At 36.3% G+C, this 12,431-nt stretch carries 9 protein-coding genes and 1 pseudogene; 3 read left to right on the top strand and 7 right to left on the bottom strand.

Features of this window, described 5'->3' with window-relative positions:
* Nucleotides 1-152: 152 nt before the first annotated feature.
* From SB724_RS14065 to SB724_RS14055, 3 genes are all read left to right on the top strand, one after another.
* Nucleotides 153-557 (top strand): CidA/LrgA family holin-like protein, encoded by a 405-nt coding sequence (locus SB724_RS14065; RefSeq protein WP_003156751.1) that lies wholly within the window; start codon nt 153-155, stop codon nt 555-557.
* Complete coding sequence (locus SB724_RS14060; RefSeq protein ID WP_265973249.1) at nt 527-1,219, top strand: LrgB family protein; 693 nt, start codon at nt 527-529, stop codon at nt 1,217-1,219. The genes SB724_RS14065 and SB724_RS14060 overlap by 31 nt, the downstream gene beginning before the upstream one ends.
* A gap of 110 nt (nt 1,220-1,329) precedes the next feature.
* Nucleotides 1,330-2,175 (top strand): aldo/keto reductase, encoded by an 846-nt coding sequence (locus tag SB724_RS14055; RefSeq protein WP_410571604.1) that lies wholly within the window; start codon nt 1,330-1,332, stop codon nt 2,173-2,175.
* Nucleotides 2,176-2,227: 52 nt separating this feature from the next.
* On the opposite strand, the pseudogene SB724_RS14050 reads toward SB724_RS14055, so the two are convergent.
* The 7 genes and pseudogenes from SB724_RS14050 to SB724_RS14020 form a co-directional block, all read right to left on the bottom strand.
* Nucleotides 2,228-2,474: pseudogene (locus SB724_RS14050) on the bottom strand (DUF4885 family protein); the annotation flags it as partial.
* Between the two features lie 86 nt (nt 2,475-2,560).
* The gene (locus SB724_RS14045; RefSeq protein ID WP_265973245.1) at nt 2,561-5,593 is read right to left on the bottom strand and encodes an efflux RND transporter permease subunit; all 3,033 of its coding nucleotides are present in this window, start codon (nt 5,591-5,593) and stop codon (nt 2,561-2,563) included.
* Between the two features lie 54 nt (nt 5,594-5,647).
* Entirely contained in the window at nt 5,648-7,573 is a 1,926-nt protein-coding gene (locus SB724_RS14040; protein WP_410571602.1) for an FtsX-like permease family protein, read from the bottom strand.
* Nucleotides 7,560-8,324 carry an ABC transporter ATP-binding protein gene (locus SB724_RS14035; protein ID WP_007408973.1) on the bottom strand — a complete coding sequence of 255 codons (765 nt, stop codon included), beginning with the start codon at nt 8,322-8,324 and terminating at the stop codon, nt 7,560-7,562. Before SB724_RS14035 ends, SB724_RS14040 begins: the two co-directional genes overlap by 14 nt.
* Nucleotides 8,325-9,167: 843 nt before the next feature.
* Nucleotides 9,168-10,190, bottom strand: a complete 1,023-nt coding sequence (locus SB724_RS14030) for a sensor histidine kinase (RefSeq protein ID WP_265973242.1) — start codon at nt 10,188-10,190, stop codon at nt 9,168-9,170.
* Nucleotides 10,187-10,870, bottom strand: a complete 684-nt coding sequence (locus tag SB724_RS14025) for a response regulator transcription factor (protein WP_007609089.1) — start codon at nt 10,868-10,870, stop codon at nt 10,187-10,189. Before SB724_RS14025 ends, SB724_RS14030 begins: the two co-directional genes overlap by 4 nt.
* Before the next feature lie 99 nt (nt 10,871-10,969).
* Nucleotides 10,970-12,431 (bottom strand): thioesterase domain-containing protein (locus tag SB724_RS14020; RefSeq protein ID WP_410571599.1); only part of this gene is annotated, 1,462 nt, incomplete at its 5' end.

Genomic DNA, 12,431 nt, shown 5'->3' with positions numbered 1-12,431 from the left:
AATACAAACATATACACATTTACTCAGAAGACATATAGAAAGATTTTGCATACATATATTTGTATAGTACAAATATATGCGCAAAAAGTAAAGAAACATATCGAAGCATCAAGAAAGGGGGAAGCTGCTCTTCTCCAAAGAACAGCATTGTCGTGAAAGTCATACGCATCATCTTGCAAATCATTATTTTATTCGCATTTTCCTTTATCGGGGGAGCCGTTCAGCAGTTCTTTCACCTGCCCATTCCCGGCAGTATCATCGGTTTGATCCTGCTGATCATATGTTTATCGGTTAAGATCATTCCCGTCAAAATGATTGAAGACGGAGCCGGATTTTTGCTGTCTTTTCTTCCGCTGTTATTCATTCCGGCCATGACGGGCGTCATCAATTACCCGTCACTGTTTTCCGCCAGCGGGGCTGCTCTGTTTCTGATCATCGTGCTGAGCACCATCGTCACAATGATCGCCGCAGGGTACGCCAGCCAGCTGTTAGAGCACAAAGCCAATCAGAGAAAGGAGAAAAAGAAGTGCAGCAAGCATGTATCGCAATCCTTATAATTTTGTTCACGGCCGCCGCCTATCTGGCTATGGTGAAATTATATGTGCGCTTTCCAAATCCCTTTCTCATACCGGTTTTGACGACTACGATTTTCATTATCGCCGTGCTGCTTGTTTTTCATATTCCGTATAAAGACTATATGATCGGCGGACAATGGATCAATTCACTGCTCGGACCCGCCGTGGTGGCTTTGGCATACCCGCTTTATAAGCAGCGCCGGGTGTTAATCAAGTATATGTTTCCGATCATCGGCGGCGTGTTGGCCGGTTTATTCTCCGGAATGGTCAGCGGCCTGCTATTTGCAGAGCTGTTCGGCATCAGCCGGAGTTTGATTTTGTCAATTATCCCAAAATCAATTACGACGCCTGTCGCCATACAGATTGCGTCCGGTATCGGCGGTGTCCCTTCCATGACAGTCGTGTTCGTCATGATCGCAGGGTTTTCCGGCGTTATCTTAGGACCGCTGCTTCTCAAGTGGATCCGCATCCGCAGCTCACTCGGGAAAGGAATTGCATTCGGAAGCGCTTCCCATGCGCTCGGCACCTCAAAAGCAATGGAGTACGGAGAATTAACGGTCTCCATGAGTTCTGTTTCCATGACGCTCTGCGCCGTGTTAGGGTCGGTCTTCGGCCCCGTTGTAGCATGGATGTTTCAAATTTAAAGCTGACGGTTCTCCGTCAGCTTTTTTCATGTGCGGATCATCTCATTTCCTTCCATTATTATGTTTCATTTGTAAGAATAATGGTAAAGTAGAAAACAAGGAGGGATTTAATGATGACTGGGACAATTCCGCAAAAGAAACTGCTGGATGGGACAAGCATTCCCGCGATCGGCTTCGGTACATACGCTCTTAACGGAAACAACGGCGTTCATGCCATTACCAGCGCCATTGATATCGGTTACCGTCTGATTGACACCGCTTATAACTATGAAAATGAAGGGACGGTCGGAGAAGCCATCCGCAGAAGCTCTGTTCCGAGAGAACAGCTATACGTGACGTCCAAGCTGCCCGGGCGCTACCATGACTATGACAAAGCTGTACAAACCATCCAAGAATCTTTATACCGCGCCGGTCTGGACTACTATGACCTGTATCTCGTCCATTGGCCGAATCCGAAACAAGACCGCTACACGGAAGCATGGCAGGCACTGATTGATGCGAAAAAATGGGGTCTGATCCGATCCATCGGCGTCTGCAATTTCCTGCCTGAGCATATCGAACGGCTCGAACGTGAAACCGGCGTAAAGCCAGGCATCAACCAAATTGAACTGCATCCCGCTTTTAATCAGCAGCAACAGCGCCAATGGCACGAAGAACAGGGCATCATGACAGAATCATGGAGTCCGTTATCCCGCGCCGGTGAAGTATTGAACGATCAAAAACTCGGACGGGTTGCGGACAAATACGGCAAAACCATTTCTCAAGTCACTTTACGCTGGCATATCCAGCTGGGCGCCATCCCGATTCCAAAGTCAGCATCGCCCGAGCGCCAGCTTGAAAACATCTCTGTTTTTGATTTCTCCCTTGATGAAAATGACATGAAACTTATCGATTCGCTTACCCGCCCCGACGGACGCATAAACGGCCAAGACCCGGCGGAGTATGAGGAGTTTTAAGAAAACACATAAAGAAAAGCTGACGGCATCATTTGTCAGCTTTTTTCTCAATTTATATACGCACACCCAGCTCCCGTTTCCATTCAGAAAGCCAATCTGTATCCCCAGCTCCGTATTGCCTGCTTTGGCCGACATCACGCAGAGATCCGTTTTTATACTCAATGGACAGCACCAAATCAGGAATGGCGTCATAACCCGTTCTCGCAAGTCGTGAGCCCCTGTCCGTAATGGGCGGCCGCTTCTGCCGCCGTATGTTTCAGCAAAGGATCGTGCTGCAGCGCTTCCTTATAGACGTCTAACTAAATAACCAGCCGCCGGTCATATCACCGACAGCTGACTTCGAAAAGTGTTCTGTTCCCTGTCCCAAAAACATCAATAAATTTATTTAAATTGTTATATCATCTTTCAATGTTTTTTCACGCCTTTGCATTTTTGATTTTTTAAAATTAAATATTTCATATACGCATGGTATCACTATTAAGGTAAGCATGGTTGCTACTGCCAAACCTCCAATAACAACAACTGCTAAGCTTTGTGAAACAAGATTGACCGACTCTGATTTCTTCACTAATAGTGGAAGCATCGCAAAAATAGTTGCAACTGCAGTCATAATAATTGGACGCATTCTTCTTACTGAAGCCTCAATGAGTGACTCACGTATCGTCATCGTTTTCTCATTTTGCTTCACACGATCTAATAACACAATAGCATTTGTTACTACAATACCAATTAACATTAAAGCACCAAGCAGAACATTAGTATCAACTGAAATGCCGCTGATCATGAGACCAAGTATCGATCCTATAGCTGCAAGTGGAAGTGAGGTTAGAATAGCAAATGGCGCTTTAAAACCTTTAAATGTCACAACCAGAATTAAAAATACTGCCCCTATCGATACAAGCATTGTCGTAAATAGATCATTAAAGTCTTCGGATTGTTGGACACTTGCCCCTCCAACAAAAACTTTTACATCTTTAGGGATTTTAATCGCTTCTTTTCCGTCCTCCCCAGAAATTGCAGATTCTATCTTGGCATTTATATCAGAAAGTTTCGACGGATCAACTTTAGCCGTTACTTGTAAATATGGTTTACTATCTTTATGGAACTGCGTGGTTGATTCTTGGTCACTCTTTAATGTAGCGACTCTAGAAATAGGTGTACTTCCTGACTCTGTCATGATCTGAATATCCTTTAGATCTTGAGAAGTGTCTGTATTAAGAACAGGTTCTAACATAACATCAGTCTGTCTATTGTCAATTGTAAGTGTTCCAAGCGTTGTCCTGTTTAACATAACTCCCAGCTGGGAGGCAACCAGTTCGGTATTACCTTGCGATGGGTTTACTACAAAGGAATAAACTGTTTTCTTTTCATCCTGATTCGTAGAAACCTCTTGAACCCCTTCAATATTTTTAATTTTACCTTCTATTTTATTTGTAACATTCTCGAGATCATCTAGATTATTTCCTGTAACGTCAATCGTAATATTTGTATCAGCATGGCCGGTCACTGATGAAGCCACAACAGTAAACTCCGCGTCTGAGAATCGCTCTTTCTCCTTTTCTTTTTGAATTTCTTTTATGATTTTATCTGCATCACCTTCATCTTTTAAAAAGACCCTAAATTGACCCTTTGTTGGAGAATCCACTCCCCCTCTTTGGTTTGACGACATTGAATTTCCTAGATATGTCATCATATATTTAACTTCATCTTTTTGTTTGATGATTTTCTCTAAATTAAGAATATTGTTTTTAACCTTAGCAAGAGGTGTATCCGATGGGTAATTTAAAGTCACTTGGATGTAATCTGTATTCTTGCTTTCAACCGCTCCTTTTGGCATTGTGAAATAAGCAATAATTGAGCCTGCAAAAAGAACAAAAGATAAAGATAGTACAATCCATTTATGATTTAGAGACCAAGTTATTACCTTAGTAAAACGTGCAGGAGAATTATATTCTTTAAGTTTTTCTTTTTTTAAGAGCGCTCCACTCATTACTGGTACAATAGTTACAGCTACCAATAACGAAGATAGCAAAGAATAAGTGACAGTTAAAGCAAATGGCAAAATATACTCCTGTAAACTTCCATTTACTAAACCTATAGGCAAGAATACAGCTACAGTGGTTAGGGTAGATGCTGTAATTGCGCCTCCAACTTCTTTGGTTGCCTCTACTATCATATATACTGAGAGTTTCTCAGCCTGCATTCTTTTATAGATGTTTTCAATGACAACAATACTATCATCTACAAGCCGGCCGACTGCAACTGCCACCCCGCCAAGAGTAAGTGTATTTAAGCTAATACCGGATTTAGATAATAGAATGACCGTTATGCACAGGGATATCGGTATTGATACGATAGTAATAAATGTGGATCTAACATTTTTTAAAAAGATCATAATAACAATTGTTGCAAATAAAGCCCCTAGTAAAACTTCTTTGATCATCGATTGTACTGAAGTTTTTACCATATCAGAAGTTGAAAGGAAAACTGTCGCTTCCACGTTATCATATCTTTTATTAATCGTATCTGTTACTTTTTCAATTTCCTTACTTAGTGTCACCGCATTTGTTTGACTATCTTTACTAATTCCTAGCTCAATACTGTCTTTACCATTAAATCGATTAATGACATTTTCAGGTTTGGTCTCTTTTATAGTGGCAATATCCTTTAACTTTACATTATCCTGTACAGATATGTTCCCAAGTTCTTTTATGCTTGATAAACCACCTAATACATTAATATTACTTGCTTTTCCATCGATCGTATCTGCACCGACAGAAAATGCTCCGTTTTGCCCTTCAAGAATGCCCATGACTTTTTTGATAGGAATATGATTTTGATTTAATTTTTTGTTATCAACCTTTACAGATATAAAAGATTTTTCATTTCCCGTTTTTTGAACCCCAGATACTCCTTTTACATCATTGTATATCGGTTCAATTTCTTTATTCAAAAGGTCTATATTTTCTGACGTCAATCCGTCTTTAAATGTAAGAGCTACAAAGGAAACTGGAACCGATGAAGTATCGCTCTGAGTAATGGAAGGCTTGGAAACATAGTCAGGTAAAGAACGCGAATCAATGGATTCCTGTATTTCTCTTTTTGCTTGTTTCATATCAGTCCCAACTTCAAAATATATATCAACCTTTGAAAATCCGTCACCCGTGGTTGACAATACTCCATTTTTTCCTTTAACCGTAGATGTGGCTTGCTCAATCGGAAATGTGACCTGTTCCTCCATCGTTTTAGAATCTGTTCCTTGCCCCATGACAACAATTGTTACTTGAGGATTTTCTGCCTGTGGTAAAAATTCCATCGGTATACGAAGATAACTGACTACTCCCCAGGCTATTATAATAATGGATGTTAACGTAATAGCAGCTTTATTAGCAAAGGACCATTTAGTTAACCATGACATATGAAATCTCCTCTCTCTTTATAAATTCACTGGACAATTCTTCTCATTTTTTTACTACTCTTCATATACTAATTTGGTGTAGTTTTTACAGAGTCCTATATAAAAAGCAACCATTATAAGAACAAATAATCCGATGCCGCATAGAATTGGAATGGTGAATTTTACATTCATAATCTGTTCCAGCATATTCATTGCTACAATGCTATGAAGGGCTCCCACAATCACAGGCAGTAAAAATGCAATTCCAACTTGCAGATAGACAGACCTCTGCACTTCTTTTTTACTCATACCAATTTTTTTCAACATTGAATATTGTTCCCTATCAGTGAATGCATCACTTAAAATTTTAAAGTAAATTGTACTAAAGGTCGCTAGTATGAATACTAGGGACATAATCAGGCCTAAAAAGAAAAATTGACCTAAAGCATAATACTCCCATGTAAAGCTTTGATTCTTTCCATTTACATTCAAATCTCCACCTGGTACAACTTCCTTAATTCTATTAACCACTTCCCTACTTTCTTTTTCATCTGTAATTCGCACACCATTTAATACAATCTCTTGGTTTTTCTTTCTTAATTCTTTATAATCATTGTCATTTAAAACATAAATGTTTTTGTCACCATATTTTTTAATTTTCCCTGTAAAAGGGAGCTGTGTATGTTTAGAAACTAGGAAATTATTATTATTAATGCTCACTTTATTACCATCAACATAAATAGGTGAAGCTATTGAATCAGCATTTAGAATAAAAGAAATTTCATGAGTTTCTGGTTTAATTTGATTCAAAATACTCGATTTGTTACTATAATCCAAAAATATTAATGTTTTCTTTATTTGTGAGTAACTAGTGATAATAGCTTTGTTATTCGGATCAATATTTTGCTTATTATCGTCGTATTGGACATTACCAATAAAAAAGTGAATCTTATTGATTCCGATTAAGTCATGCTTTGACTCTCGGATCACTTCTTTGACTTTATCTTTGACATCTTCAGAATTGCTTTCAAAACTTAAACTGTATGGGGAGGCTGTGATGTCATAATTTATTTCAAACTGTTTGAACGAAATGCTTACATTGAATGCAGTTACGGTAGCTGCTGTTAAAATAGCCGTCATCGCTAAACTTCTATAATTAACTTTTTGTCTAAAGAAAGTATTGCTTATACTGACTAACCTTACATCTTTATAAATAATTTTTTTTGAATTTGTTAACTTCCCTAAAATTATAGTCAGAGAACTTCCAAAAAACAGGTAAGTCCCCGTGCTGACCAAGATCAAGATTCCCATCGCAGAAAGCAATAAATCCAAATCCCATTGCTTAAAGTTTAGTGCCACTATATAGCCTGCAGCAATTAATACTAAACCTGTAAAACCCTTTGTATAATTATATTTTGGAGGTGAGGGCTTTGCTTTCGAAGCATTCAACATATTAATTAGTTGTGTTTTTTTCACAACTCTATAGTTTTTCATTCCCAGCATTACAAAGATGATTCCGAACACAATAATAAGCTGAATGATGGCTTGTGCAGATATACTAAAAGGAATTTCACCACCCAGTGTCATGGACTTACTTAATAACATTAAGAACAATTTCGAGAATAATATCCCGATCAATAAACCCATTAATAGAGACAAACTGCCTATTAGAATACTTTCAATTGCGAATACTCTTCCAATTTTAGACGTACTTATTCCCATTAGCATGTATAACCCGGTTTCTTTTTGACGTTGTTTTAAAAAGAATCCATTGGCATGCCACATAAAAAAGACCACTGTGCAAATTAGAACAAAGCCAGATGTTGCACTTGCCACTACAGCTGATTGAAACCTTTCAGTTAATTGGACAAACACTTCATTGTACTGTATAGCAGTAAAATTGTAGTAAGTTGCCACAGTTACAACTAAAACCACAAAATATAATCCATATATTTTTAAATTGTTCTTCAAAAGCTTAGAGGCAATTTTAAAGGAGTTCATTTTCCGATCCTCCCATTACGGCAAGCATGTTTAACACTTTCTTAAATAATTCCTTTTTATCTCCGCTGCTGTCTAGTCTTCCGTGCAATTTACCGTCCTTTAAGAACATAACCCTATTACAATAGCTTGCTGCGTTTGCATCATGGGTTACCATGATGATGGTTGTTCCTATGGTTTTGTTAATATTTTTAAAACATTCTAGAACCTCTGAGGATGACTTAGAGTCAAGAGCCCCTGTTGGTTCGTCTGCAAAAATAACCTTTGGAGAGGTAATTAACGCACGACAAATAGCTACTCTTTGCTTTTGACCGCCTGACAATTCATATGGATACTTATCTAACTGATTTGAAATTCCTAAGAGCTCAGTTAGTTCATCAATTTTTTTTAGAATGATTTTGTGTTTTACATTGTTTAGTGCAAGAGGCAGAGCAATGTTATCTCTAATTGTCATATTGTCTAATAAATTAAAAGCTTGGAAGACAAATCCGATTGTGTCTCTCCTGAATTTTGCAAGGTCCTCATCCTTGTAATAATCTATTCTTTTACCATCGATTAAAACTTCTCCTAAAGTAGCTTTGTCAATAGTAGACATAATATTTAACAATGTGGTCTTACCTGAGCCTGAAGGACCCATTATACCAACAAATTCTCCTTTGTTGATATTTAAGCTTACCTCCTTAAGCGCTCGAAAGGTACTGCCAATTTCACCATACTCCTTTATTACGTTTGATACCTCTACGATCTTATTCATCTATAAACCCCCATAAAATCTGATTATGCGTAGGACATTGATTCTTATAGTTGTATTATAATTTAGAGCACAAAACGCTGCTATCGATTTAGGTTACATTTCTAAAAGTGAATGTGACATTCATGTTAGGTTGGGGTGATGAGTTAGAGGACTTTTGTACAAAACCATGGATAATCAGTATGGGAGGTTTTTAAGCAGATATAAGGAGCGGCATCGCTCCCTATTACTTTTCTCCAAAAAGATAATTCTTCAAAATCAACAGTCTTATCGTCTACTCCATAAAAAAACAGAAAAATCGGAATTTGGTAAATTGTTTTTAGGAGTAAATTCATAGGTTTCTATTGACTTAAACTCAGTTCTCAAAATCGGCAAGAACATATCTTCTAACTCCTTGTTCTTAAAAATAAATTACCTGTACCATCTAATTTTAAAATCACAGAAAAAAAATCATGTTTTGGAAAGATGTGTATTAGTCGTTTTCTTCCCTTCAATTGAGGAGCTTTTCTACGGAGACAAATAGGCACGAGGGCAGGATTTCCTTCATTTCGAAATTTGTGACAAAGCTCATATGTAAGCAGTTCACCCATACTATGTTCGAAAATAGGCAAAAGGTTCAGTTATATTATTCTTAATAGAATTATATATATCCTCAACCATTTCTTCCATATTGTCTATTGAGGGTCTTTCAATCTTCTTCCTCTGCCAGCCAACTCTCTACTTCATTTACCTCAACAAGTGGATCCATGAATCTTTTCCACTTAGAATAAACTATCGATGACCCACTGCAAATGGAATATAAAATATTTTAGCCTTTCTTCTCATTAGATTACCCCCTGTTTTTAACTAATTACTTATTGCTTCATTTGCCACTTTATAATAATCGGATAGTTTATAAAATATAATGTGAAATTCAGTATATTCACCCTCTACGCTGTCTACCTCAATTCCTATACTTAGTTTATCAGCCATTTTTTTAGCATAATATAAACCCATCCCTGTAGATTTCGTTCCTACCTTACCATTTTTACCTGTAAAGCCTTTATTGAATATCCTAGATAAATCCTCTTTTGAAATGCCAATTCCATTATCTTTAATCATTATATAATAGGCTTGTTTCTCTTCTTTAGTTGTAATAGTCAGCGTTCCCCCCTCAGGTGTATATTTACTGCTATTATTAAGAATTTGACCAAAAATATAATAAATCCAACGTCCATCACTGATAACACTAAATGGTTTTAAATTAGTCTCAATCTCAATGTTTTTATTAATAAAAAAAAGAGCATTTTCTTTTATTGCACTTCTTAAAATATGACATACATCTACTACTCCCGCTAAAATGTCTTGATCGTAGTGATTAGCTCTTGTCACATGTAAAATGTGATTAATCCTAAATTTAATTTGTTCAATTTGATTACGCAGCTCTCTGCTGCTTTCTAAGTTAATCTCATCCAGTAGCAGTTCACACACAGCTATATTAACTTTTATGTCATGAACCCATTGAGTAGTATAGTCTTGAATTTCGTTAATACCGTTTTTATAATCTTCTTCTGCTTTCAAAAATTTATTTTGTTGCTTTTTGGAGACTTTTATAAGCATATCTATAAAATAATCATTTCCAACTTTGTTTTTTTCTAAAGTTTCGATAGAACTATTAAACACAACTTCGTATTTCTTTTTTGCCTTGATGAATCCATAGAAAATGTTGATCAGTAGAATAAAGACAATCAACAAATCCATATAAAAAATGTCTATATAACTTTGATGAATAGAGGTACTCGCAAACAAAATCCCATTGATTACAACCAGAATAAGTGCACTGCATAAAATCCATAATATATGATTTTTCACATAATCAATTAATTTCATTGAATTATATATCCCATTCCTTTTTTTGTTAAAATAAAGTCATCAACATTAATCCCCTCTAATCTATTCCTTAATCTATTTATATTTACTGTCAATGTATTTTCGTTTACGTAAATATCATCATTCCAAAGCTGTCTCATTAAATTATCCCGCGAAACAACTTTCCCTTTGTTTTCCATTAACGTTTTTAGAATTTTAAATTCATTCTTTGTAAGCTCTAAACTCTGATCTTGGAAGTATATTTTTGCATCGTTAAGGTTTAATATCACATTATTAGATTCGATTAGATGAGATTCTGCTGTTATGTACTCATAAGTTCTTCTTATAATTGCTTGTAATTTCGCCACCAACACATGGCTGTCAAATGGTTTTTGAATATAATCATCCCCGCCATTGTTAATAGCCATGACAATATCCATATTACTGTTTCTAGACGAGCAAAAAATAATTGGGACACTTGAAACTTCTCTTATTTTCTTACACCAATAAAAACCATCAAATGAAGGAATATTGATGTCCAATAATATGATGTGAGGCTCTTCTTTTTCATATATTGACAAAATATTATCAAAATCTCCGCATATAACAGTCTCAAAATTCCATTTAACAAGTAAATTTTGTAAAGCCTTAGCCATATCCTTATCGTCTTCTATAATCAGCAATTTATATATATTATCCAATTTCTCACCTTCTTATAAAAATAGCTCACCATTCTCTCAAGGATTATTTAAAAATAAAACAGGAAGGAAGAAAAAATCAATTCCCTCCTGTGTTAAATGTTACATTCCTTTATAAGGTAATGAATGTTCTTCTGTTTTTTTAAATATATCAGTAATTAATGCCGTATTCCCTGATAAATAATCCTTTGAAAGCATTTCACCATGTTCCCCGAATCCATTATAATAATGCACTGCTCTCTCAGTAAAGTCTCCCCAATTATATAAAAGGAATTGATCATTATCTTTTTTCTCTTTATTTCCTACTGCCTTAATAAGATGAAGATTTGCAGCAATTTTGTGTTTATGTGTAATACTGTTTAAAAATCGAGTATAGGCTTTTATTTTATCAATTGCTTTTTCTCTAAAGTACTCAGTTTCAAGATACTCTTGGAACATTGGTTCCTTTTTTGCTCCTTCGATTATATTTTTATACAAATTGTCTGAATAAGTTGACTGACTCTGTTTATTTTCAACCTTATAACTATCTAATAGAATAACATCCGATACTTCTTTTCTGTTCCGTTCTAATTCTGCTGCAACTTCAAATGCTAAGTTACCCCCAGCAGAGTATCCTAATAATAGATATGGCCCTTCAGCCTGTGTGTTTAAAATTAACTCTACATATTGTTCAATTCTCTTATTTTCTTCAATAAAATCAAATGCATAAAAGGAATGAGTTTGGATTAACTTTGCCAAATCACTGTACACTATTCCAATCCCGCCGACTGGTGGAAAGGCAAAAAGATTTCTATCTTGCTTCTTGTTCAGTAGCTGTAATTTATCCGCGCCACATATACGGCTATACTCTTTTTTGAGAATATATTTTGCCATAGATACTATATTAGGATTCTTATACATTTTATTCAGTTCAATGTCCATTCCAAAAATATCTTTTGTTCTGGATAAAAGCTTTATTAGTTTTAGGGAATCCCCTCCCAATTCAAAAAAATTATCTTCAATTCCAACTTTATTCGTTCCTAAAACTTCATTCCATAAAGCTGCTAATTTTGTCTCTGTTTCGTTTCTAGGCGCTTCAAACTTTCCATAAATTAAATCTTTTGGTATTGGTTCAGGAAGAGATTTGCGATTCACTTTCCCGTTTGTAGTAAGAGGAAATGATTCTACTTCTATTATATAAGCTGGTACCATATAGTCCGGCAGACTCTCTTGTAAATATTCTTTAAGCTTTAGTTTATCCATAACTCCATCTGTAGTTACGTAAGCACAAAGGTACTTCTCATTCTGTTCATTTGCTTTGGCTAAAACCAAAGCCTCTTTAATGCTTGGATGGCTCAATAATTTTCGATCAATCTCTTCTGTTTCTATTCTGAATCCCCGAATCTTGACTTGATGGTCCGCTCTGCCGGCAAATTCAATGTTACCGTCTCTGCGCCATCTGGCGATGTCTCCGCTTTTATATAATTTCTCCCCAGAGACAAACGGGTTTTGTATAAATTTCTCCCCAGATAATTCAGGCTGATTTAAATAGCCCCTTGCTACGCCATCTCCGCCTAAATATAGT

The organism is Bacillus sp. SIMBA_031, assembly GCF_046535225.1.
Lineage (GTDB): Bacteria > Bacillota > Bacilli > Bacillales > Bacillaceae > Bacillus > Bacillus velezensis.
The sequence above is the reverse complement of the archived record's forward strand: the minus strand, read 5'-3'. Positions and strand labels throughout refer to the sequence as shown.